Genomic DNA, 22,162 nt, shown 5'->3' with positions numbered 1-22,162 from the left:
GGCCGGGGTCCTGCTGCGTCGTGTGAATAGTTGCCACTGGTATTGCCCGCCTCGGAGTTAGCGCTTGCGCCTGACACCTTGCCCGCCGCCCGGTCGTCACCCGGGGCACCCCGCCGCGAAGGAGGGTTGCCGTCCAGCAAGCCGGGGCTTGGTGGAGCGGGCGTTCCGCTCCGTGCTGGCACTCGTGACCTGTTCCTAGATAACCCGAAAAGAACCTTCGGGCGCAAATATGTGAACCTCTGTGGCCCGAAGATAAGGTAAGGGTACCCTAAGTCGAGACACAGATCACAAAGTGCCAAACTAGGGCCATGCGCTTGGACCATGTCTCATATGCCTGTGAACCCGACGGCCTCGTAGCGACTGCTGGGAGGATTTCTGATGCCCTCGGCGTGGATCCCGTAAAGGGCGGTGTGCACCCCCGCTTCGGCACCAGGAACATGATCTTCCCGATGCTCAATGGCCAGTACCTGGAAGTGGTTGAAGTGCTGAATCACCCCGCCTCCGACAAAGCTCCCTTCGGGCAGGCGGTTCGAGCCCGTTCCGAAGCCGGTGGCGGATGGATGGGCTGGTGCGTCGCGGTAGACGATCTGGCCCCGTTTGAGCAGCGGCTGGGGCGGAGCGCCGTGCCAGGTAACCGCAAGTTCCCTGATGGGCAAGAACTGACCTGGCAGCAGATTGGGATCAAGGGGCTCATCGCCGACCCCCAGGTCCCCTATATGCTGCGGTGGGATGACGGTACCGAGGCACTTCATCCGTCGCAGGCGAAACCGGCGTCGGCCCGTCTCGATTCACTGACGATCGCAGGCTCCCCCGATCGGATCGCCGAGTGGCTGGGCACCCCCGCCACCGAGCCTCTTGATGGCGTTGCAGTGCACTGGGTGGCGCCGAATGGTACCCCCGGCATCATGTCGGTAACCTTCCAGACGGACAATGGCCTGGTGGAAATCTAGCCAGCTGTTTTTATCGGCCCGTCGAGGGTGCCGCGGGGTATGGTGCTACGCGCCGATTCCAATCGCCGGGCCGAAGAGGGCGAAGCCCACAAACCCGGCAATATCGAGGACAGCGTGGGCTATCACCAATGGCATCACCCGTTTGGTCTTCGTGTAGGCGTAGCCGAACACCACACCCATGATGAAGTTACCGATGAACGGCCCGAAGCCCTGGTACAGGTGATAGCTTCCTCGAAGTACGGCGCTCGTGACGATGATCACCGGAGTCGACCAGCCGAGGTGCTGCAGCCGGTGGAACAGGTAGCCCACTACAATGACTTCTTCAAGCACCGCGTAGCGCACCGCTGAAAGGATCAGGACGGGCACCGTCCACCAGTAGGCGTCGAGCGCAGCGGGTTCAATCGCCGTCGTGATTCCCAGCGCACGTCCCGCCGCATACACACCCAGCGTTCCGGCGCCGATCACAGTCGCAAGACCGAAGCCCAATCCGAAGTCGACCTTTGGTTTGCTGAAGGTGAATCCCAGGGTGCGGAACGCCGATTTGCCGGGCTCAGTGAGCAGGAACAGAACCAGAAAGACCGGGATCAGGGCGAAGAAGATGCCCAGCAGTTGGTAGGTCAAATCAAGATACTGGCGGTCATTGAGGACCGGGTTCAGCCGGGTGGTCTGCGCCGCGAGCGGTGCCTGGCTCAGTTTGTCCAGCAGGTTCACCACGGCGTACACGGCGGACTGTCCGAGGGACAGTCCCAGGACGATGGCGATCTCGGCGGTGATCCGCCGGCGCTGAACGGGTGCGGAGCGGTCGCCGGCGGGAGTGGCTGACGCTTTGGGTAGTTCGGTGGGCATGCCAGCCATCCTAGTGGGCGTACCTTGGGGCTAGTCGGCCCCCACCGCGGGCGCCACGATCACCGCTGTACCGTGCTCCTCGAAGGCCTGCAACTGCCCAGCGGTAATCCCCGAATCGGTGATCAGATTGCTGAAGGTGTAGCCGGTCATGGTGGCGAAGCGCCGGGTGCCGATCTTCGACGAATCGGCGACCACGTACGCGGTGGACGCCCGCCTCGCGACCATCGCGTTGACCGCAGCCTCGCCTTCGTCGCTGATCGTGGGCCCTACCACCGGATCCAGTCCGTTGACTCCCACGAAGGCAAAGTCCAGGGCCACCCGCTGCAGCACCGCATCAGCGTATGATCCCACCAGTTCGTAGGAGCGGGGGTTGACGATCCCACCGGTGACCATGATCTTGAAGTTCGGTCGAACAGCCAACTGGGCAGCGATGTTGATCGCGTTGGTCACCACTGTGAGGGTGGGCTTGTTCGAAGGTTCCATCAGGTCGCTGCGCTTGCTCAGGGCCGAGGCAATAGCCGTGCTGGTGGTTCCGCCGCACAGCCCGATTACCGCCCCCTTCGGAATCAAATCGCTGGCGGCCCGGGCAATCGCCCGCTTCTGCTCGGCGTGCACATCCCGGTTGTAGCGTCCCGGCAGGTCATAGGCGACGGTCTCAATGGTGGCCCCACCGTGGGTTCTGGTGAGCAGCCGCTGCTCCGCAAGGCTGTCGAGGTCCCGCCGTGCGGTGGCCGGTGAGACCTTGAGCTTGGTGACAATCTCCTCGACGTCCACCTGGCTGACTTCGGAGAGGAGGTCGAGGATGGCGCCCAGCCGTTCTGCGCGTTTCATCCCGCCGGTCCGTTCCCCATTATCGGGGCCGGCGTCGCGGCCCGCCCCCCGGCGGCGAACAGGGTCAGCAGGCGGGCCGTTTCCGATTCGATAGCAGCACGCCCGGCACCCAGGTATTTCCGTGGGTCGACGACCGAGGGGTTGTGCTCGAGGTAGAGGCGAACGGCCCGCGTGGAGAGGCTGTTCAGGTGGGTTGAGACGTTGATCTTGGTCATTCCGGACCGGATCGCCGCGGCAAGCGTGTGATCGGAAACCCCGGAGGATCCGTGCAGCACCAGCGGCACGTCCAGCGCCGACTTGAGCGCGGCAATAAGATTCAGGTCCAGTTCGGCGCTGCGCTGCGTCATGGCATGGGAGGAGCCGACGGCGACGGCGAGCGCGTCGACACCTGTGGCCGCCACAAACGCTGCCGCCTCCACCGGGTTGGTCCTGACGCCGGGCGCGTGGGCGCCGTCCTTTCCCCCGACTTTGCCCAACTCCGCTTCAACAAACACGCCGCGTTCGCGCGCGTAGGCGGCCACCCGGGTAGTGGCGGCGAGGTTATTGTCGTAGTCCAGGGCGGCACCGTCGTACATCACCGACCCGAACCCCAGGTCAATGGCGGCGAAGGCCAGCTCGGGGTCCTCGGCGTGGTCAAGGTGCACGGCGACCGGGACCCGGGCCGACCGGGCGATCGCGAGGGTGGCAAGCGCGAGGGGTTCCAGCCCTCGGTGGTATTTGACGCAGTTTTCGGAAATCTGGAGGATCACCGGCAGTCCGGCGGTCTCGGCGCCGGCGACCAGGGCCTCGGCGGTTTCCAGCTGGACGACGTTGAAGGCGCCGATGCCTGTGCCTGCCGCCGCCGCCGCCGCCATCAGATCACGTGTCGGGGTAAGGGTCATGAGCCGGTCTCCTGCCGTGGTGGGTCGGTGGTCGGTAATCGAGTCTGGCTGAGAGTTACTGCTGGTTCGAGGGTCCGGTAACTGGCGTCGAGTTCGCCGGCCGCTGGCATCAGGACAGCAGCCGCCGACCAGGCGGTCGCCAGCCGAAGCAGGGTTTCCGCGCTGGTGATGCCGGCGGCCAGCGCGACGGCGATCGCGGCTACCGCTGCGTCCCCGGCTCCTGTCGGGTTCCCGTCGAATCGCGGCAGGGTTGCCCTCAGGGGTGGTTCCTCCAGCCGGTAGAGGTACATGCCGTGCTCCCCGCAGCTGACCACCACAATCCGGGCACCACGGTCAAGCAACAGCCGGGCGCCGCCGTCGACGGTGGGTGCGCCGGTGGCGGCCAGGAGTTCGTGGTGGTTGGGCTTGACCACGTCGGCGCCGGCCTCGGCTGCGGCGAGCAGCGCCTCGCCCGAAGTGTCGATGATGCTGGGGATGCCATGAGCCTTGGCGCGGCGCACCAGGTCAGCGTAGAAGTGGGGCGGTGCACCGTTGGGAAGGCTTCCCGAGCCCACCAGTACACCGGCCCCCGCGAGGTGTGCGTCCACCAGACGGAACAGGTCCTCCCACTCCGCGGGGGTGAGGGGCAGTCCGGTCTCGTTGAAAATACTTGTCTGGCCGGCATCACGGTCGGCGAAGGCCATACTGCGGCGGGTGGCTGCGGCGACCCCGGTCAGTGCATGCGGGACGCCTGAGGCGGCCAACTCGGCCCTGAACTCGGCCCCCACCGCACCCCCGACCGGTGCGACGGCGATCGCCGGTCGTCCCGTCTGATGCACGACCCGCGCGACGTTGACGCCCTTACCACCGGCCCGCAGCAGCGGAGCGGAGACCCGGTGGGACGTACCGGGGATGAGCCGCGGGATGCCGTAGGTCAGGTCGACGGCGGGGTTGGCTGTCACAGTAAGGATCGGTCCGCTGACCCGCAGCTCCGACTCGGGGAGCCCCGGCGCGTTCACCGCGCGTCCAGCAGGCGGCGGGCCCGCAGGGAGGCACCGATCAGCCCGGCATCCTGGCCCATCCGGGCTTCAAGGAGTATCGGTCGACGGTGGAAGGAAAGGTTCTTCTCAACCTGCAGCCGTAGCGGGCCGAACAGCGCCTCGCCGGCCTGGGCCAGGCCGCCACCGATCACCACCGCTTCGGTGCCGAGGATCGCCGTCAGCTGCGCAACGTTGAAGGCGAGGGCGGCGACGGCGTCGTCGATCACCTGCCGGGCGATGGTCTCCCCGGCCGCTGCGGCAGCAAACACGCTGCGCGCCCCGTTGGCCGTCCGGCCACTGAGTTCGGAGTGGCGGCGGGCGATCGCCCCGGCGGAGCCGACGGTTTCCAGGCACCCGTGCAGGCCGCAGGTGCAATCGAAGCCGCCCGGCACGAGGGCGTGCCCGAGTTCACCGGCGTACCCACCGGCGAGCACCCGCTCCCCGCCGGTGAACACGGCGCCGGCAATGCCGGTGCCGATGATCATCACCACCACATCGGCAAACCCGCGGGCCGCGCCGAAGCGCATCTCGGCGTCGCCGGCGGCCCCGACGTCGTGCCCGTACGTGACCGGCAACCCGGCCGCACGCTGCAGCCGATCGACGAAGGGAAAGTCACGCCACCCCAGGTTCGCCGAGTAGATCCCGACGCCGTTGACCTCATCGACGAGGCCCGGCGCAATCAGTCCGATGGCCCCGATGTCGTGGTCCGGCCAGGCCGCCCGATACTGGGCGAGGAGCTCAGCGGATTGCCGCACAATGCTCTCCCCCGGAACTTCAGTCCTGGCGGGAGTTGGTGTGCGGCGGACGTCGAGCAGGGCTCCGGTCGGGTCCGCCAGCGCCGATTTCATGTCGGTGCCACCCACGTCAATGGCGAGCACCAGGCGCGGCGGAAGGTCCGGAGTGGGGTCCGGCGTTGCCTCCGCCCTCGGTGACGTCATGGTCGGGTTACGGGCCAAGAATGACTGAGCGGGTCAGGTTGCGCGGCAGATCGGGGTCCAGCCCGCGTGCCCGGGCCCTCGCCAGAGTGATCTTGTGGATCTGGGCAAGATCTGCGAGCGGGTGGCGCCCGGTGTGGACATAGTCTGCTCCGGTGGGGGCGACGTCGTCGGCCAGTCCCGGGACGTCGTCACCGAAGAGCCACACCACCCGGCCTGGGGCGGCGATCGAGATGGGTCCGTGCCGGTATTCCATGGCGGGATAGGACTCGGTCCACCCCTGCACTCCCTCGCGCATTTTCAAACCGGCCTCGTGGGCTAGTCCCACGGTCCAGCCGGTGCCGAGGAAGGTGAATTGTTCGGCGTCGAGCAGTGCAGCGGTGACCTCTTCCGCCAGGACGGCCTCGGCGTCCGTCACCGCCTGCTCCAGGTCGACGCCCACGGAAGTCAGGAGGTAGGCGAGGGCCGCGGTGGCGAAACGGGTCTGCACCACAGACTGCTCGTCAGCGTAGGGGAGGGCGACGACGTCGTCGGCCAACCCGGTGGCGGGCGAATCGACGTCGCCGATCACAGCAATCACCCGGAGGGTGCCCTTGAGCGTTATCATCAGGTCGAGTACCTCGGTGGTGGTGCCCGAGCGGGAGATGGCAACCACTGCGTCGTAGCCGCGGCTGGCGACGACCGATGCTTCAGAGGCGGCAAACGCATCGGTGAGACCTTTGCCAGCGCTTTCGCGGGCGGCAGCGTAGCTCTGCGCCATGAACCAGGAGGTGCCGCAGCCGACGACGGCAACCCGCTCACCAGCCGCGGGCAGGATGTCCTCCGCGCTCGCCTGATCGATCGCCTGGCGCCAGACAGCAGGCTGTGACTGCAGCTCGCTGTCCATGTACAACCCGGCAGAAACTGAGGATCCAGGTACCTGGGGAATGGGCTGGGACATCGAGCGCTCCTTCACGGTATAACCGCAGCTTGATCCGCGACTGATTAGGGATGACGTTTACAGGGGTAAAGCAATCAGCATCAATCTAACCATTGTCCACGCGATTTCGGCAGGTCGGGCGCTATAACGCTCAGGTATCGATCAGCGCGGCAGCTTGACGTGAGACGTGGATCACGCAAGTATCATTCCACTACGCATGAACAGTATTGCTCATTCGAGGCGCAATACCGTCAACTTGTTGCAAGTATTCCTGTGTCAGCTGGAGCAGCTGCACCACCTTTGGGAAAACGAGGAAACCATGAAGAAATCCATTCGGACCGGAGTAGTCGCAAGTGTTGCGGCGGCCGGCCTTTTGCTCACCTCCTGCGGCTTTGGCGGCGGAGAATCCGGCGGAGATGCCGAGGGCGGCACCACCCTTGACCTCCTGGTCCCCAGCTATTCGGACGGCAGCAAGGCCCTGTGGGAAGGCGTGATCGAGGAATTCGAGGCAGCCAACGAGGGCATTACCGTCAATCTTCAGGTCGAATCGTGGGAAAATCTTGAGTCGGTGCTGAACACCCAGATCCAGGCTGGCGAAGCTCCCGACATCTACAACGGCGGCGCCTTCTCTGCCTTCGCGACCGAGGGATTGCTGTACTCGGCCGAGGAAATCGCTTCGCCCGAAACGCTCAGTGACTTCCAGGAATCCTTCGCAGCCAACGAACAGGTCGACGGCACCCAGTATGCTCTGCCGCTGCTCGCCTCGGCGCGGGCACTCTTCTACAACGAGGACCTGTTCGAGGAAGCCGGAGTTGACGGGCCCCCCACCACCTGGGACGAGCTGTACGACGCCGCCGAAGCCATCACCGCAACCGGCACTCCCGGCTATGGCATGCCGCTCGGGTCGGAAGAAGCCCAGGGCGAGGCCTTGATCTGGATGGCCGGCAACGGCGGCGGGTTCGGGGACGCCGAGGAAATCACCGTGAACACCCCCGAGAACCTCGAGGCAGCCGAGTTCATGAAACGCATGATCGACGACGGGCTGACCCAGGCCGACCCCGGCGCCACCCAACGCACCCCCATGATTAACGTCTTCATCCAGGGCCAGATCGGCATGGTGTACGGGCTGCCGCAGACCGTCGGGCAGATCGAAACCGAAAACCCTGACCTGAACTACGGCCTGGCGAACATCCCAACGGCGTCGGGCGAGCCCGCCACCCTGGGTGTCGCCGACCGTCTGATGTCGTTCAAGAACGACGGCGACAAAGCCGAGGCTGTCACCGCCTTCATGGACCACTTCTTCGCGCCGGAGAACTACGTCGAATGGGTCAGCACCGAGGGCTTCCTGCCCACCACGATCAGCGGTGCAGAGGAAATGTCAGGCGACGAGACCCTGGCGCCATTCCTGGAGATGCTGCCAAGTGCACAGTTCTACCCCACCTCCAACCCGGCCTGGAACGCCACCGATGGTGCGTTCAAGAGCCTGTTTGGCCAGCTTGGGCAGGGAATGGAACCAGCAGAGGTGCTCGACCAGATCCAGGCTGAAGCTGACGCAGCAGCCGAATAGCCTACAGCCGGTACCGGCGCGGTCCGTCATGGTCCACGCCGGTACCGGCCCCTAACCAATGGCGGTAGAGAATGAGCTATTTACGATGAGCGCACAGCCCGTGCTGGCCGGCCCGCCCACGTCCACGTCCAACGGACGAAAGCGCCGCAGGCAAAACTCAGACGGTTTTCCCGCCGCCCTCCCCTGGATTGGTCCGGTCCTCCTCCTGATCTTTGCGATCGTGATCTTCCCCGCCGGATTCATGATCTTCAACTCCACCCGTGACATCAGCCAGAGCGGGATCGACCAGGGCTCCGCCGGGTTCGTGAACTTCGCGGAGATATTTTCCGACCCGAACCTCCCGCGGGTGCTCCTGAACACGGTGGTGTGGGTGGTTGTCGTCGTGTCGTTGACGGTGCTCATTTCGCTCGCGTTGGCCCAGTTCCTCAACAAACCATTTCCCGGCCGCACCCTGGTCAGGATGGCAGTGGTGGTCCCCTGGGCTGCGAGCGTGGTCATGACCACCACGGTGTTCTACTACGGTCTCGACAGCAACTACGGGATCATGAACACGTTCCTCGTTGATCTCGGCATACTCGACTCACCGTACGGCTTCACCAAGAACGTGCTTCCGGCCCTCGGGGTGGCCATCATCGTCGCGGTCTTCGTGTCCATCCCGTTCACCGCCTACACCCTGCTGGCCGGGTTGCAGTCGGTCCCCGAGGATGCGCTCGAAGCCGCCAAAATGGACGGCGCTGGACCCTTTCGCACGTATTTCAGCATTGTGCTCCCCCAGCTTCGGGGTGCCCTTGCCGTCGCGGTGCTGATCAATATCATCAACGTGTTCAACAACCTCCCCATCCTGCGGATCATCACCGGATCGATCCCCGGCTACCAAGCCGATACCCTCATGACCTACATCTTCAAGGTGCTGCAGTTTGACCGGCGGGTGGACCTTGCCAGTGCCCTCAGCGTGGTCAACTTCGCCATCGTCATTGTGATCGTCGCGGCGTACGTGAAAATCGTCAAACCGATGAAGGAGATCTAGGCATGTCCGCGAGCACCCTCAACGAATCGGCCCGGTCGCCGCTTCCCCCGGTGGCAGCCCGCCAAAAACGCTACGGTGCGGATCAGGTGTCAGGCCGCCGGATGGGTCTGCGGATGGCTATTGGCGCCGTCGTCGCCCTGGTATTTCTGCTCCCGTATTTGATCATGCTCGTGGGGTCGCTCAAGACCCGGTCCGAAATTCTCTCCGTGCCGCCAGCGTACTTCCCCACCGAGGGCCTTCAGTGGAGCAACTATGCGACCATGTGGGCCACCCCCGAGACGCCGCTGCCCTACAACCTGATTTCGACGATCATCATCGCGGTGTTCGCTACCCTCCTGGTGCTCCTCGTGGCGACGCCGGCCGCGTACTACACCGCCCGGTTCCGGTTCCCCGGAAAGACTGTGTTCCTGTTCCTGGTCATCGTCACGCAGATGCTGCAACCCGCCGTCCTGACCGCCGGCCTGTTCAGGGAGATGCTGCTGCTGGGCATCAACGACACCTGGCTGGCCATGATCCTGATCAACGCCGCCTTCAACCTGTCCTTCGCCCTCTGGATCATGCACAGCTTCTTCGCCGCGATCCCGAAGGAGATTGACGAAGCCGCCCAGCTCGACGGCGCCGGCAAGCTCACGGTGATGTTCCGGGTGAACCTGCCGCTGGTGTGGCCCGGTATTGTCACGGCCGTCATCTTCACGTTCGTGTCGTCGTGGAACGAGTTCGCGGCTTCCCTGGTGATCATGTCGACGGCGGAGAACCAGCCGCTATCGGTGGCGCTGACCAAGTTCATCGGTCAGTACGCAACCTCGTGGCAGTACGTGTTCGGAGTCTCGATTGTCGCGATCATCCCGGTGATCATCCTGTTCGCCCTGATCGAGAAGCGCCTGATCGGTGGCCTCACCGCGGGAGCCGTGAAGTAGCGTCTCCCGAGTGAGCCCAGGCCTAGGTCGTCGATAGTTCCTGCAGCGACCATTCGTTGCCGTCGGGGTCGGCAAAGTACACGAACCGGCCCCATTCCATTTCGTCGACGCCCGTCGCCTCCACGCCACGGTCCAGCAAATGTTTGAGCGCCTCATCCGCATTGGGGACCACGATCATCACCCCCTTCTGCGAACCGGGTGTCATCTCGGTCAGGCCCGTTCCCAGCACGATCGAGCAGGCCGAACCCGGCGGGGTGAGCTGAACGAAGCGGACCTTTTCATCCGCCTGGATGTCGTGATCGGCGGTGAAGCCGATCTGGTCCACATAGAACGCCTTGGCCCGGTCCACATCCGTGACGGGGATGGGAACAACCTCAATTTTCCAGTCCATCGTTTCCGGTCCTCTCGCTTGATCTGGCGACCCGCCCGGCGGCGGATTCTGATCACAGCCTAGAACCCAATGAGGTCAGCTTCTGTCCGGGTTCTTCGGGATGCGGACGCCCTGCTTCCAGACGGCGTGGGTCAGTGGCACCCCTGGCCGGTAGGCCAGGTGGGTGGCGGACGGCGCGTTCAGCAGCTGCAGATCGGCCCGATGCCCGACGGCGAGGGACCCGACCGCGCGGGCGCCGTCGTCGTCGGCCCCCGTCTCACGATGCAGTGCCAGAGCGCCGCCGAAGGTTGCCGCGCGGATCGCTTCATGGACGCTGAGGCGCATCTGCAGCACGGCGGTGGTCACGCAGTAGGCCATCGACGTGGTGTAGGAGGTGCCGGGGTTGCAGTTGGACGCCAACGCGATTTCGACGCCGGCGTCGAGCAGTGCCCGGCCGGGGGCCAGCGGCTGGCGGGTGGACAGGTCGCAGGCTGGCAGGCAGGTCGCCACCGTCCCGCGGCGGCCAGCGCCGCCGTCCCACCCGGACCAGGTGCCGGCGAGGGCGTCAATGTCCGACGCCTCCAGGTAGTTCACGTGGTCAACGCTGGCCGCGCCGAACTCGACGGCGAGCTGCACCCCCTGACCGGGGCCCAGTTGGTTGCCATGGACGCGAAGCCCGAGCCCGGCGGCCTGGCAGGCGCGAAGGATCTGCCGTGACTGCTCGGGGGTGAAAGCACCGCGTTCGCAGAACACGTCGGCCCAGCTCACGGAGGGTCGGACGGCGTCGAGCATGGGGCCGCAGACCAGGCGTACGTAGTCATCGGGGGCGATGCCGGCCGGGATGAGGTGCGCGCCGAGATACGTCACCTCGTCGACGGCGCACGCGGCGATGCGGGCGCTGCGCCCCTCGTGTTCGACGTCGAGCCCGTACCCGGTTTTGGTCTCCAGATAGGTGGTGCCGCCGGCGTTTGCTTCGGCGACGCGGCCCAGGAGCAGCCGGGTGAGGTCTTCATCCGAGGCGGCGCGGGTGGCATCGGTGGTGACGGCGATCCCGCCGGCGGCGTAATCCTGGCCCGCCATGCGCGCCTCGAATTCGGCGGTGCGGTCCCCGGCGAAGACCAGGTGGGTGTGGCTGTCGACCCAGCCGGGGAGTCCCGCCCGACCCTCGGCGTCGACCAGGGTGTCGGCGGCGGGTGCCTCCGGGGCGGCGCCGATCCAGGCGATCCGCTCCCCCTCGAAAACCACCGCCGCGTTCCTCAGCACGGTGTGGTCCCGGTCCTGGGTCATCAGTTCCCCGATATTGGTGATCACGGTGCTCATGACTGTCCCTCCAGCGCGGCGGTCAGCAGGACGGCCGGGTCGCCGAGGGTGAGATGGTGTCCGTTGCGCGCGATCAGGCGCCCGGCGATGACGACGGCGGTGACGTCAGCGGCGGTGGCGGTGAGGGGGAGCTGGCCGGGGGCGGATCCCGCGGTCCGCAGCGATCGCTGGTTCAGGCTGACCAGATCGCAGGGGCTTCCCACAGTGATGGCGGCCACCGGGGTGGCCATGGAGCGGGCGGCGCCGCTGGTCGCGGCGTCGAGCAGGTCGGCGGGGGTGAATCGGCCGCGCTGCCCGGAGGCCAGCCGTTCCCCGTGTTCGAGGGACCGCATTTCCAGCCACGGGTCGATCACCGCGTGCTGGTCGGTACCGAGCGCGATCCGGGCGCCAGCGTCCCGGAGGGCGCGGGCGGGTCCGATGCCGTCGGCAAGGTCCGCCTCGGTGGTCGGGCAGAACACGGCAGTGGTTCCGGCCTCACCCAACCGGGCAATATCGTCGGGGGTGAGGTGGGTGGCGTGGACCACGCTCAGCCGGTCGGAGAGCAACCCGCGCCGGTGTAACAGGCCAGTGGGGGTGGTGCCGTACTGCGACAGACAGTCGGCGTTTTCGGTGGGCTGCTCCGAGAGGTGGATGTGCAACGGGACGTCGGTGGGGAGGCCGGCCGCGAGGGTGCGGAGGGCGTCTTCCGGGACCGCACGCACGGAGTGCAGGGCGGCGCCGACGGTGATAAACGCCGGGTCGAACTGTTCGGCGACGACCCGCCGCAGGTCGGCGAACCGTTCCAGCCAGGCACCGGCGTCGGCGTCGCCGAACCGTTCCTGGTCGGGGTTGAGCGGCGCGTCAATGCCGCCGGCAAGGTAACACGTGTCGAGCAGGGTCAGGCGGATCCCCGCGGCGACCGCCGCGCGGCACAGAGCGAGCTCCATGGCGTGCGGGCCACCGCCGTTAGTGCCACCGCTGCTATTGCCACCGCTTCCGGGCCCGTAGGGTGCACCGCCCGGCTGGTGGTGGACGTAGTGGAACTCGGCGACACTACTCCAGCCGGTGACGACCATTTCCGCGAACACTGCCGTGGCGAGGTGCTCGTACCCAGTCGGCGTCAGCGCTCCCGCCGCTTTGTACATTTTCTCGCGCCAGACCCAGAAGTCACCGCCGTCGTCGTGGGTGCGCCCCCTGAGCACCCGATGGAAGGCATGCGAGTGGGCATTTGCGGCGGCAGGGAAGACGACGCCGCTGAGTTCAAGGGAATCGTCCGGCCCAGCATCGCTCCCGGTGGTCACACCGGTGATGGTGCCGTCGTCGTCGGCGTCGATCCGCACGCGGTGCTGGATTCCGTGACCACCAACCCAGGCTTGCTCGCACCAGAAGGAGATCACAGCAGGTCTTCGAGGACGTCGGCGAGCGCTGTGGCGGCGAGGTCGGCGTCGGGGCGTTCCACGAATTCCTCGGGTGAGTGGCTGATGCCCGTCGGGTTGCGGATGTAGACCATGCCCGAGGGTACGTAGGCGGCCAGGATTCCGGCGTCGTGACCGGCGCCGGTGGGCAGGGCGGGCGCCGGGGCGCCGCCCGTGGATCGGTTGAGGGAGTTCTGGAGTTGGCGTTGCAGGGCCGCGTCGAAGTGGACTGTAGTGCTGAACGATTCCTCGGTCAGGGCGACGGAGCAGCCCTCAAAGGCTGCCGCTTTCTGCGCCTGGCCATGAATGGACTCGACGAGGGCCGCGGTGACGGCGTCGTCGGGGTGACGGACATCGAGCCACAGGTCAACGCGGGAGGCGATCACGTTGGTGCCGCCCGGGACCGGCTGCAACCGGCCCACGGTGGCCCGGGCGTCGTCCTGGCCGGCGGCAGTGCGGCGGATGGCCAGGATGATCTGCGCGGCGACGACCATCGGGTCGGCGCGGTCTGCCATCAAAGTGGTGCCCGCGTGGTTGGCTTGGCCCTGCACGCTGAGCCGCCACCGTCCGTGGCCGAGGATGGAGGAGCCGACGCCGATGGGCGTGTCAAGGTCGACCAGTGCCCTGCCCTGTTCCACGTGCAGTTCGACGAAATCTCCGATGGTCCGCAGCGTGTCCTCATCCCGGCCGAGACGTTCCGGGTCCAGCCCATTGGCCCGGCTGACGTCGGCGAAGGTATTGCCGTCGAGATCCTTGAGATTCCGCACCCGGTTGGCGTCAATTGCCCCGGTGAGGAGCCGCGAGCCGAGGCAGGCCACCCCAAACCGTGAACCCTCCTCCTCGGGGAACACGGTGACGGCGAGCCCGCGCCGAGGTTCTACCCCGCGCTCTTTGAGGACGTCGACGGCGGCAAGCGCGGCGGCGACGCCGAGCGGGCCGTCGAACGCACCACCCCCGGGCACCGAGTCGAGGTGGCTGCCGGTGACGAGGGAACCGGTCCGGTCCCCTCCCCCGGCATCCCACCAGCCCCACATGATCCCATTCCGGTCGGTGCTGACCTCAAGACCGCGCTTCGTGGCCTCCGCCGTGAACCATTCGCGCAGCTCCAGCTCGGCCCCGGAGAACACCGGCCGGGAATACCCACCCCGAACAGAGTCCTGGCCGACGTCGGAAATCGACTCGAGCATGTCGCTTACGGTATTCATCAAAAATGCCTTTCCAATAACCCTGAGCAGCCACCGAAACTGGGGCGAACTGGCCGCTGCAGCGGCCACGTGTGTAGGCGAGTTGGATTTCCACTAGCGAGGAACGAGCCAGGGGAAATCTTTGTCGAGCCGGCACGTGGCCGCGGAAGCGGCCACCCCAGATGAGTCAGTCTGTCATGGGGATCCGGACCCCGCGCTCCGCGGCAACCTCGGACGCCCTGTCGTAGCCGGCGTCAACGTGGCGGATGACGCCCATGCCGGGGTCGTTGGTGAGCAGCCGTTCCAGCTTCTCGGCGGCGAGGTCGGTGCCATCGGCCACCGACACCTGTCCGGCGTGGATGGACCGGCCGATGCCCACCCCACCCCCGTGGTGGATGGACACCCAGGTGGCGCCTGACGAGGTATTCAGCAGAGCGTTGAGCAGTGGCCAGTCGGCGACGGCGTCGGACCCGTCGGCCATCGCCTCGGTCTCCCGGTAGGGCGACGCCACCGACCCGGAATCGAGATGGTCGCGTCCGATCACGATCGGCGCCGACACTTTGCCGTCGGCCACCAGCTTGTTGAACATCAGCCCGGCTTTGGCCCGGTCGCCGTACCCGAGCCAGCAGATCCGCGCCGGAAGGCCCTCAAACTCGACCAGGTCACCGGCCGCGTCAAGCCACCGGTGCAGGTGCTCGTTCTCGGGGAACAGTTCCTTCAGCGCCGCGTCGGTGACGGCGATGTCGGCGGGGTCGCCGGAGAGCGCCACCCACCGGAACGGGCCCATCCCCTCGCAGAACAGCGGCCGGATGTAGGCCGGAACGAAACCGGGGAACTCGAAGGCCCGCGCGTACCCGCCCTGGCGGGCCTCGTCCCGGATCGAATTGCCGTAGTCGAAGACCTCAGCGCCGGCGTCCTGGAAGCCAACCATCGCTTCCACGTGGTGGGCCATTGAGGTCTGCGCCTTCTTGGTGAACCCGTCGGGATCGCCCTTGGCCTCCCGGTCCCATTCGTCCAGCGCGACGCCCTCGGGCAGGTAGCTCAGCGGGTCGTGGGCCGAGGTCTGGTCGGTGACGATGTCGATGGTGAGCTGCCCGGCCAGATGGCGGCGCAGCAATTCGGGGAAGATCTCCGCGGCGTTCCCGACGACACCGACCGACAGTGCGCGCTGCTCCTCCTTGGCGGCCAGCACCTGGCGGAGGCCGTCCTCAAGATCGGTGGCGACGACGTCGAGGTAGCGTTTGGCTGCGCGGCGTTCGAGGCGGGTCCGGTCGACGTCGACAATCAGCACCGCACCCCCATTCAGTGTGACGGCGAGCGGCTGGGCGCCACCCATGCCTCCACACCCGGCGGTCAGGGTCAGGGTGCCGGCGAGGGTGGCGGTCGGTGACTTGCCAAGTTTGCGGGCGATCGCGGCGAACGTTTCGTAGGTGCCCTGCAGGATGCCCTGGGTGCCGATGTAGATCCACGAGCCGGCGGTCATCTGCCCGTACATCATCAGGCCTTCGGCCTCGAGCTTGCGGAATTCGGGCCAGGTGGCCCAGTCCCCCACCAGGTTGGAGTTGGCGAGGAGCACCCGCGGCGCCCACGTGTGGGTGCGGAAGATACCCACCGGCTTCCCGGACTGCACGAGCAGCGTCTCGTCGTCCTCAAGGTCCTCCAGGGAACGGACAATCGCGTCGTAGGCTTCCCAGCTGCGGGCCGCCCGGCCGGTGCCCCCGTACACCACGAGGTCCTCGGGGCGTTCGGCCACCTCAGGGTCGAGGTTGTTCATGAGCATGCGCAGCGGCGCTTCGGTCTGCCAGCTCTTGGCGGTGAGGGTGGTGCCGCGGGCCGCCCGGATGGAACGGGTCGGATCGTGTTGGGTAAACGGCTTGCTCATGCGGATGCTCCCAGGGTGTCGGCGTGGCCCGGGCTGGTGTCGCCGGGTCCGGTGGCGGGGATGTTGCTGGTCGTTGAATTCAGGATGCTGAGAGCTTCGGCGGCGACGAGTCGGCCAAGGGTTTCGGCCTGCGGTTCGCTGATCCGATAGCTGGGGACCACCACGCTGAGCGAGGCGGCAATCCGGTCGCCGATCATCACCGGCGCGGCGACGGCGGTGACGTCCGGTTCGATGCCGTTGCGGACCACCACATACCCGCAGGCGGGCGCCTCACCGGCTAGGACGTTGCCTGCGGCGGTGCCGGTCAGGGGGATACGGCGTCCCACCCAGCTGGTGTGTCTGACGGAGTGGGTGCCCTCGCGCACGGCGATGTAGATGCCGTGGCCGTCGTCGGCGGGGACGTTGAGGTAGGCGGACTCCCCCGTCTCATCGACCAGCCGGTCCAGTGCGGCACCCGCCAGGGAGACCAGCGACTCGTGGCTGAGCGCCTGGGCCCCGAGCTGGACGATGCGCATTCCGGGACGGTAGCCGTCGTCGTCCTTCCTGACGAAACCGGTGGACTCGAGGGTGCGCAGTAGCCGCAGTGCCGTCGACGCCGAGAGCGACGCATCGCGGGCGGCGTCGGCGAGGGTCACCGCGCCCCGGTCGCAGACGGCGCCCAGCAGGAGCAGCGCGCGTTCAACGGTGCGGGTCGATGCGTCGGCCATCTGGCGGCTCCTTCTCATGGAGGTCTTGCATTGCGGGACGTCATGCATTTCACTTATTGAAACGCTCTTTTCATTCATTGGCAAGACTTCTTGTGAAAGCGGGTCCCAAGTGGGCAGCACTCCGACCGTTGATGTGGGCGTCGGCGCCCTCCGGCCCGACGACGTCGTCGCAGTGGCACGGCATGGCGTACGGGTGGAAATCCTCGGGGAGTCCATCGTCGCGATGGAAGCGTCCCGGCGGGTGATCGAGGATCTGGTGAACGATTCGACCCCGCACTACGGCGTCTCCACCGGTTTTGGCGCCCTGGCCACCACCCACATCCCCATCGAGCAGCGCACCCAGCTGCAGCGCAGCCTGATCCGCAGCCACGCCGCGTCTTCCGGCGCCGAGGTGGACCGGGAGGTGGTGCGCGGCTTGATGCTCGGCCGGCTGTCGACGATGGCGACCGGCCGCACCGGCGTCCGCCCGCTCGTGGCCCAGACCTACGCGGCCCTCCTCAATGCCGGCATCACCCCCATGATCGGAGAGTACGGTTCGCTGGGCTGCTCGGGCGATCTGGCCCCGCTGTCCCACGTGGCGCTGGCGCTGATGGGTGAAGGTGAGGTGCGCGACGTCGACGGCGTCCTGATGCCCGCAGGCGAGGCGCTCGCAGCGGCCGGGATCACTGCGGTGGAGCTCCGCGAAAAGGAAGGCCTGGCGCTGATCAACGGCACCGACGGCATGCTGGGCATGTTGATCATGGCTTCCGCCGATCTCGGCCGTCTGCTTCGGACCGCCGACCTTGCCGCCGCGATGAGCGTTGAGGGGCTGCTGGGAACTGACGGCGTGTTTGCCGAAGATATCCACGCCCTCCGCCCGCATCCAGGCCAACTCTCCTCCGCTGCGAACATCCGCCGCCTCCTCGACGGGTCGCCGCTGATCCAGGAGCATTCGGCGAGTGAGCTCAGTGCGCACCGGAGCACCCGGGTGCAGGACGCCTATTCTCTGCGCTGCGCCCCGCAGGTGCACGGCGCGGCGCGGTCCACGCTTGCCTACGTAGAATCCGTTGCGGCGATCGAGCTCGGATCGGCAATCGACAACCCGGTGGTCACCATCGACGGCAGGGTGGAGTCCAACGGCAATTTCCACGGGGCCCCGGTGGGGTACGCACTGGACTTTCTGGCGATCGCCGTCGCCGACGTCGCTTCCATGAGTGAGCGCCGGACGGATCGTTTCCTGGATAAGGCGCGCAGCCACGGGCTGAACCCGTTCCTGGCGCACGATCCGGGTGTCGATTCGGGTCACATGATCGCCCAGTACACGCAGGCGGCGATCGTGTCGGAGCTCAAACGGCTGGCCAATCCGGCGTCTGTCGATTCCATCCCATCCTCGGCCATGCAGGAGGATCACGTCTCGATGGGCTGGTCGGCTGGACTCAAACTCCGCCGCGCACTGGACGGGCTGACCCGGGTGCTGGCCATCGAGATCCTTACCGCGGCGCGGGCACTGGACATGCGCGACGGCGGTCTGGCCACCTCCCGCAGCGCTGTCGGACTGCACGCGGCACGGGCGGCGGTCCGCGAGGTGGTCAAGGGCCCCGGCGCCGACCGGTATCTGGCACCCGAGATTGAGGCGGTCCGTGTCCTCGTGGACAACGGGTCACTTCTCACTGTCGTGCAGGGTGCGTTGGGCGACGCGCTCGCCTAGGAATCGCCGCGGGATCGTTTGGGGATCGCCGTCGAGCAGATCGGACTAGACTTGCGACATGTCAGACACGACCGACCGTGAAACCCTGATCACCGAATCACTGGTCACGGCGTTCAAGCCGCTGATGACAGCGGACCCGCACGGATTCAGGACCAAATTCCGCAAGATGGCGGCCGACCCGTTTGCTTTCTATCGGGGCAGTGCGTGCATTTTCTACGCCGATATGGAGGCCCTGACGGATGCCTGGGCGGACGAGTCGACGGCGCGGGTATGGATTCATGGGGATCTGCACGCTGAAAACTTCGGAACCTATATGAGCAGCACCGGTTCCCTGGCGTTCGACATCAACGATTTCGATGAAGCCTATCTTGGCCATTTTTCCTGGGATCTGCGCCGTTTCGTCACCTCGTTGGCCCTCATGTGCTGGCAGAAAGCGCTACCCGAAGAAGCGGTGCGCAGCCTGGCCCGCACCTATCTCACGTCCTATCTGGACCAGGTGGACTCCTACGCGAGCGACGGTGGAAGTGACTTCGCGTTGCGGCTCGACAACACCACGGGAACCATCCATGGAATGCTCCAGGCCGCGCGATCGGCCCGACGCACCAATCTCCTTGATGCGATGACCACCACTGAGGAGCATAGGCGTCATTTCCGCGACGGGCCGCTGACCCGGCGATTGGACAACACTGAGCATGCCGCAGTCCTTGAGGCCTTTGAGCTATATCTGACCACCATTCCGGAGACGGTAAAGTCATCCCGAGAGGTCTTCTATGCCGTCAAGGACATCGTGGGCAGCACGGGGTTCGGAATTGGCAGTGCGGGGCTGCCCGCCTACAACGTGCTGATTGAGGGTTACAACGAGGCGCAGGAAAACGACATTGTGCTCTCCATCAAGCAGGGCAACATCGCGGCGCCCAGCAGGGTGGTCACCGATGAACGGGTCCGGCAGTATTTCAAGCACGACGGACACCGTACGGTCATCAGCCAACGGTCATTGCAGGTCCACACTGACACGTTCCTCGGCTACACCACCATCGACGGGGTGGGATTTGTGGTGGATGAGCTCTCCCCTTACAAACTGGACCTCCGCTGGGGAGAACTGACCGAACCCTCGGAAATTGAGCCGGTCCTCAAAGATCTGGGGCGGGCAACGGCCAAGATCCATTGCGCCTCAGACCAGGACAGCGACCAGGACCTGGTCCCGTTCCAGACGGAAGAGGCAATCATCAGGGTGGTCTCGGGTAGACGGGATGAGTTCATCGCCGACATCATTGATTTCTCGGTGGACTACGCCGCCCGGGTCAGGGCTGACCACGCCCTGTTCATCGAAGCGTTCCGCGAGAACCGGATCGCCGGAGTCGCCTCGACCTAAGCCGCTGGCTACCTCTTGGTCCGGCGACTGCCGCCGTGCCAGTCTTCCTGAACGCCAGCATCACCGGCAGGGACACCCAGGGCCGGGAGTTGCGGACGCTCCCTGAGGCTGCGCTTCAGTTCGGCGAACCCAGCGAAGCCAGCCAGCCCTACGACGTGATCCCACAGCGGCACTGCCTCATCATCGCTGGGGAGCCGGCTGATGACCGGGCCGAAAAACGCCACCCCAGTCGGCGGCTTGAAGTGGATGATCGGGGTGCCAACATCCTTGCCAGTGAGGGCCAGGGCTTCATCACTTTCAGACTGGATCGTCTCGTCGAACCCTGCATCGTCGAGCGCGGCAGCGAGTCCGGCAGGCAGGCCAGCGCTGGCCAGGATCTGTTCAGCGAACGCGCGGGTGCCACGGCGGTCGAGCACGGGATCGTCGTCGTCGGGAACCGGATCCGATTCGAAGATGTGCTTGCCGCACGCCGCATAGAACGCTCCCACCGCCTCCGGCCCGTGCTCGGCGCGGGCATGGGCAGCAATCCTGAGCAGCCGGAGCCCCGCGGTGTGCCCGGCCTCGTACTCCGGCGGGAAGTGGGAGGCATAGTCGATGTGAGAGTTGATCAGCCGGAGTGAGATGAATTTCCACTCAACGGCATAGTCCTTCTGGCCCATCACCTGGCGGACCCATTTACTGGTCATCCAGGCGAAAGGGCAGACGGGGTCGAAATAGAAGTTGATGTCGGCGTCGCTCACGCCCCAACGCTAAAGTGTCTCTGCGCGCGGGTCAACCAAGAGCTACGCCCTGCACTTACCAGCGGTGGGCTACATCTATCACCAGCCTGGAGGCAGTGCCCGGACCATCAAGGGTGAATGTCCTGAAAGGCAGACGGGCCCGGACGCCAAGCCCGAAGGTCGACTGGCCCTCAAAGCTGCCGGCAGAAGCCAGTTGACGGAAGGTGGTGTACCCGGCGAGATTGACCAGCTCTTTGGGGTTGGCTGGCCGGTAGGTGGCATTGCCGAACCTGTCGTAGCTCGGTGCCTTCACGATCACCCGGAGGAAGGCGCCTCCGCGGAGCGGAATCACCTGCCCTGACCCGTCGGCCCTGACCACGCTGACGTACTCCACCCGGTACCCGGCCCCCTTGCCGCGAATGTCGACGACCATCCGGTCGAAGCAAGGATGTTGTCCTGCCCGCACGTTGGTCACCGGAGCGCTCGTCGTCGACGAGCTGACCTTAACCTGGGATCCCCAGGTGATCCCGCAATACGGCGCCGCTGCGGCGGAGCTCGGGACGACCAGTCCCAGGCCCAACACCAGCAGGAATGCTGCCAGCAGCGCCCCTATCTTTTTCATCATGCACCTCTCAAGGGTTGTGGATTGGATAGATAAATGATAAGGCGATCTGGGGGTCAAGGATCCGGTCAAAGCAACTCTGGAGCCGAACCGTTACGGAGGCTCAGCCAGCGGCGCCCGGTGAAGGGAACGCCGATCCGCTGCCCCGTTGCTAACCTTGGATATTCCAGCCAAAGGAGATCAATCCGTGAGTGTTGCCCCCGTCCGGAAGCCCAAACCGCAAACCATTCTGACCGTTCAGAGCACCGAGTGGCTCACCCCTGCCATGGTGCGGGTAGTGGCGGGCGGCACCGGGTTCGCCACGTTCGGACGCAACGATTTCACCGACCGGTATGTGAAGCTCCACTTCGCCAAACCCGGGCTGGGACTCATCCCGCCGTACGATCATCTGGCCCTGAGCGAGACGCTTGACCCCGCCGACCTGCCCGTCACCCGGACGTATACGCTCCGCTGGGTGGACTACGCCGCGCAGCGGTTGGCCATCGACTTCGTGGTGCATGGCGACGACGGGCTCGCCGGACCGTGGGCGGCCTCCGCAAGGCCGGGCGACGCCCTGGTGGTGACGGGCCCCGGCGGCGGGTACTCCCCCGACGGAAGCGCCGACTGGCACCTGTTCGCGGCCGATGAGTCCGCGTTGCCAGCCGTGGCCTCGGCCCTTGAGTCGCTCAGCAGCGACGCCGTCGGGCTGGCTTTCCTTGAGGTGGAAACCGAGTCGGATCGTCACGACCTGGTCGCCCCGCCGGGGGTTGACCTCGTCTGGCTGTACCGCCGGGGGGCCGTCGCGGGGACCCTGCTCGGCGCCGCGGTCCGGCAGGGACAGTGGCGCAGCGGGCGGGTCCAGGTTTTCGCCCACGGCGAGCGGGAGGCCATGAAGCGGCTCCGGGACGTCTTCTTCACTGAGCGCGGCCTGGACCGCGGTCAGGTGTCACTCTCTGGCTATTGGGCCCACGGACGCACCGAGGACCGGTTTCAGGCCGAAAAGAAGGAGCCCGTCGGCAGAATCCTTGACTGAA

Annotated in this window: 21 protein-coding genes and 1 riboswitch; of the genes, 7 read left to right on the top strand and 14 right to left on the bottom strand. The window is 66.1% G+C overall.

The window, feature by feature from the left end; all coding sequences use genetic code 11:
* Positions 1–55: 55 nt before the first annotated feature.
* Positions 56–190, bottom strand: a riboswitch (SAM riboswitch).
* 118 nt (positions 191–308) lie between these two features.
* Positions 309–950, top strand: a complete 642-nt coding sequence (locus ACX80G_RS12035) for a VOC family protein (protein WP_459307878.1) — start codon at positions 309–311, stop codon at positions 948–950.
* A gap of 45 nt (positions 951–995) precedes the next feature.
* Here ACX80G_RS12035 and ACX80G_RS12030 read toward each other — a convergent pair whose 3' ends face one another.
* Genes ACX80G_RS12030 through ACX80G_RS12005 form a run of 6 tightly spaced genes read right to left on the bottom strand, consistent with a single transcriptional unit; the run spans position 996 to position 6,402 of the window.
* Complete coding sequence (locus tag ACX80G_RS12030) at positions 996–1,796, bottom strand: CPBP family intramembrane glutamic endopeptidase (protein ID WP_459307877.1); 801 nt, start codon at positions 1,794–1,796, stop codon at positions 996–998.
* Between the two features lie 30 nt (positions 1,797–1,826).
* Entirely contained in the window at positions 1,827–2,627 is an 801-nt protein-coding gene (locus tag ACX80G_RS12025; RefSeq protein ID WP_459307876.1) for a DeoR/GlpR family DNA-binding transcription regulator, read from the bottom strand.
* Positions 2,624–3,508, bottom strand: a complete 885-nt coding sequence (locus ACX80G_RS12020; RefSeq protein ID WP_459307875.1) for a class II fructose-bisphosphate aldolase — start codon at positions 3,506–3,508, stop codon at positions 2,624–2,626. Before ACX80G_RS12020 ends, ACX80G_RS12025 begins: the two co-directional genes overlap by 4 nt.
* The gene (locus tag ACX80G_RS12015; protein ID WP_459307874.1) at positions 3,505–4,506 is read right to left on the bottom strand and encodes a 1-phosphofructokinase family hexose kinase; all 1,002 of its coding nucleotides are present in this window, start codon (positions 4,504–4,506) and stop codon (positions 3,505–3,507) included. Before ACX80G_RS12015 ends, ACX80G_RS12020 begins: the two co-directional genes overlap by 4 nt.
* A complete protein-coding gene (locus ACX80G_RS12010) occupies positions 4,503–5,465 on the bottom strand; it encodes an ROK family protein (RefSeq protein ID WP_459307873.1) in 963 nt (320 codons plus the stop codon). The genes ACX80G_RS12015 and ACX80G_RS12010 overlap by 4 nt, the downstream gene beginning before the upstream one ends.
* A 7-nt stretch (positions 5,466–5,472) precedes the next feature.
* Positions 5,473–6,402 carry an SIS domain-containing protein gene (locus tag ACX80G_RS12005; RefSeq protein WP_459307872.1) on the bottom strand — a complete coding sequence of 310 codons (930 nt, stop codon included), beginning with the start codon at positions 6,400–6,402 and terminating at the stop codon, positions 5,473–5,475.
* 298 nt (positions 6,403–6,700) lie between these two features.
* On the opposite strand from ACX80G_RS12005, the gene ACX80G_RS12000 reads away from it, so the two are divergent.
* From ACX80G_RS12000 to ACX80G_RS11990, 3 genes are all read left to right on the top strand, one after another.
* Positions 6,701–7,948, top strand: a complete 1,248-nt coding sequence (locus tag ACX80G_RS12000) for an extracellular solute-binding protein (RefSeq protein ID WP_459307871.1) — start codon at positions 6,701–6,703, stop codon at positions 7,946–7,948.
* Positions 7,949–8,033: 85 nt separating this feature from the next.
* A complete protein-coding gene (locus ACX80G_RS11995) occupies positions 8,034–8,975 on the top strand; it encodes a carbohydrate ABC transporter permease (RefSeq protein ID WP_459307870.1) in 942 nt (313 codons plus the stop codon).
* Between the two features lie 2 nt (positions 8,976–8,977).
* Complete coding sequence (locus ACX80G_RS11990) at positions 8,978–9,892, top strand: carbohydrate ABC transporter permease (protein WP_459307869.1); 915 nt, start codon at positions 8,978–8,980, stop codon at positions 9,890–9,892.
* Positions 9,893–9,914: 22 nt separating this feature from the next.
* On the opposite strand, the gene ACX80G_RS11985 is transcribed toward ACX80G_RS11990, so the two are convergent.
* From ACX80G_RS11985 to ACX80G_RS11960, 6 genes are all read right to left on the bottom strand, one after another.
* On the bottom strand, positions 9,915–10,283 hold the full coding sequence (locus ACX80G_RS11985; protein WP_459307868.1) for a glyoxalase superfamily protein: 369 nt from the start codon (positions 10,281–10,283) through the stop codon (positions 9,915–9,917).
* 75 nt (positions 10,284–10,358) lie between these two features.
* Positions 10,359–11,582, bottom strand: coding sequence for an imidazolonepropionase (hutI, locus tag ACX80G_RS11980; protein ID WP_459307867.1), 1,224 nt, complete (start codon positions 11,580–11,582; stop codon positions 10,359–10,361).
* Entirely contained in the window at positions 11,579–12,958 is a 1,380-nt protein-coding gene (locus tag ACX80G_RS11975; protein ID WP_459307866.1) for a formimidoylglutamate deiminase, read from the bottom strand. The genes hutI and ACX80G_RS11975 overlap by 4 nt, the downstream gene beginning before the upstream one ends.
* Positions 12,955–14,181 (bottom strand): allantoate amidohydrolase, encoded by a 1,227-nt coding sequence (locus ACX80G_RS11970; protein ID WP_459307865.1) that lies wholly within the window; start codon positions 14,179–14,181, stop codon positions 12,955–12,957. Before ACX80G_RS11970 ends, ACX80G_RS11975 begins: the two co-directional genes overlap by 4 nt.
* 166 nt (positions 14,182–14,347) lie before the next feature.
* Positions 14,348–16,042, bottom strand: coding sequence for a urocanate hydratase (hutU, locus tag ACX80G_RS11965; RefSeq protein WP_459307864.1), 1,695 nt, complete (start codon positions 16,040–16,042; stop codon positions 14,348–14,350).
* On the bottom strand, positions 16,039–16,749 hold the full coding sequence (locus tag ACX80G_RS11960) for an IclR family transcriptional regulator (protein ID WP_459307863.1): 711 nt from the start codon (positions 16,747–16,749) through the stop codon (positions 16,039–16,041). The genes hutU and ACX80G_RS11960 overlap by 4 nt, the downstream gene beginning before the upstream one ends.
* A 109-nt stretch (positions 16,750–16,858) precedes the next feature.
* Here ACX80G_RS11960 and hutH point away from each other — a divergent pair, with 109 nt between their 5' ends.
* Both hutH and ACX80G_RS11950 read left to right on the top strand, forming a co-directional pair.
* Positions 16,859–18,436 carry a histidine ammonia-lyase gene (hutH, locus tag ACX80G_RS11955; protein ID WP_459307862.1) on the top strand — a complete coding sequence of 526 codons (1,578 nt, stop codon included), beginning with the start codon at positions 16,859–16,861 and terminating at the stop codon, positions 18,434–18,436.
* A 58-nt stretch (positions 18,437–18,494) separates the two neighbouring features.
* A complete protein-coding gene (locus ACX80G_RS11950) occupies positions 18,495–19,808 on the top strand; it encodes a DUF2252 domain-containing protein (protein ID WP_459307861.1) in 1,314 nt (437 codons plus the stop codon).
* 8 nt (positions 19,809–19,816) lie between these two features.
* Here the strand turns inward: ACX80G_RS11950 and ACX80G_RS11945 are convergent, their stop codons facing one another.
* Positions 19,817–20,548, bottom strand: a complete 732-nt coding sequence (locus tag ACX80G_RS11945; protein WP_459307860.1) for a DsbA family protein — start codon at positions 20,546–20,548, stop codon at positions 19,817–19,819.
* A gap of 55 nt (positions 20,549–20,603) precedes the next feature.
* A complete protein-coding gene (locus ACX80G_RS11940) occupies positions 20,604–21,149 on the bottom strand; it encodes an AMIN-like domain-containing (lipo)protein (RefSeq protein ID WP_459307915.1) in 546 nt (181 codons plus the stop codon).
* Positions 21,150–21,336: 187 nt separating this feature from the next.
* On the opposite strand from ACX80G_RS11940, the gene ACX80G_RS11935 reads away from it, so the two are divergent.
* Positions 21,337–22,161, top strand: a complete 825-nt coding sequence (locus tag ACX80G_RS11935) for a siderophore-interacting protein (RefSeq protein WP_459307859.1) — start codon at positions 21,337–21,339, stop codon at positions 22,159–22,161.
* Position 22,162: the final 1 nt, after the last annotated feature.

The sequence above is a fragment of the Arthrobacter glycogeni genome (genome assembly GCF_054510815.1).
Note: the sequence above shows the minus strand (reverse complement) of the source record. Positions and strands in the feature narration are given on the sequence as shown.

What these genes read in the sequence shown, in the direction of transcription:
- ACX80G_RS11995 (WP_459307870.1), top strand. Translation starts at nt 8,034, where the DNA reads ATGAGCGCACAGCCCGTGCTGGCCGGCCCGCCCACGTCCACGTCCAAC.
- ACX80G_RS12020 (WP_459307875.1), bottom strand. Translation starts at nt 3,508, where the DNA reads ATGACCCTTACCCCGACACGTGATCTGATGGCGGCGGCGGCGGCGGCA.
- ACX80G_RS12025 (WP_459307876.1), bottom strand. Translation starts at nt 2,627, where the DNA reads ATGAAACGCGCAGAACGGCTGGGCGCCATCCTCGACCTCCTCTCCGAA.
- ACX80G_RS12030 (WP_459307877.1), bottom strand. Translation starts at nt 1,796, where the DNA reads ATGCCCACCGAACTACCCAAAGCGTCAGCCACTCCCGCCGGCGACCGC.
- ACX80G_RS11990 (WP_459307869.1), top strand. Translation starts at nt 8,978, where the DNA reads ATGTCCGCGAGCACCCTCAACGAATCGGCCCGGTCGCCGCTTCCCCCG.
- ACX80G_RS12005 (WP_459307872.1), bottom strand. Translation starts at nt 6,402, where the DNA reads ATGTCCCAGCCCATTCCCCAGGTACCTGGATCCTCAGTTTCTGCCGGG.
- ACX80G_RS11970 (WP_459307865.1), bottom strand. Translation starts at nt 14,181, where the DNA reads ATGAATACCGTAAGCGACATGCTCGAGTCGATTTCCGACGTCGGCCAG.
- hutI (WP_459307867.1), bottom strand. Translation starts at nt 11,582, where the DNA reads ATGAGCACCGTGATCACCAATATCGGGGAACTGATGACCCAGGACCGG.
- ACX80G_RS11960 (WP_459307863.1), bottom strand. Translation starts at nt 16,749, where the DNA reads ATGGCCGACGCATCGACCCGCACCGTTGAACGCGCGCTGCTCCTGCTG.
- ACX80G_RS12010 (WP_459307873.1), bottom strand. Translation starts at nt 5,465, where the DNA reads ATGACGTCACCGAGGGCGGAGGCAACGCCGGACCCCACTCCGGACCTT.
- ACX80G_RS11940 (WP_459307915.1), bottom strand. Translation starts at nt 21,149, where the DNA reads ATGAAAAAGATAGGGGCGCTGCTGGCAGCATTCCTGCTGGTGTTGGGC.
- hutU (WP_459307864.1), bottom strand. Translation starts at nt 16,042, where the DNA reads ATGAGCAAGCCGTTTACCCAACACGATCCGACCCGTTCCATCCGGGCG.
- ACX80G_RS11950 (WP_459307861.1), top strand. Translation starts at nt 18,495, where the DNA reads ATGTCAGACACGACCGACCGTGAAACCCTGATCACCGAATCACTGGTC.
- ACX80G_RS12035 (WP_459307878.1), top strand. Translation starts at nt 309, where the DNA reads ATGCGCTTGGACCATGTCTCATATGCCTGTGAACCCGACGGCCTCGTA.
- ACX80G_RS11985 (WP_459307868.1), bottom strand. Translation starts at nt 10,283, where the DNA reads ATGGACTGGAAAATTGAGGTTGTTCCCATCCCCGTCACGGATGTGGAC.
- ACX80G_RS12000 (WP_459307871.1), top strand. Translation starts at nt 6,701, where the DNA reads ATGAAGAAATCCATTCGGACCGGAGTAGTCGCAAGTGTTGCGGCGGCC.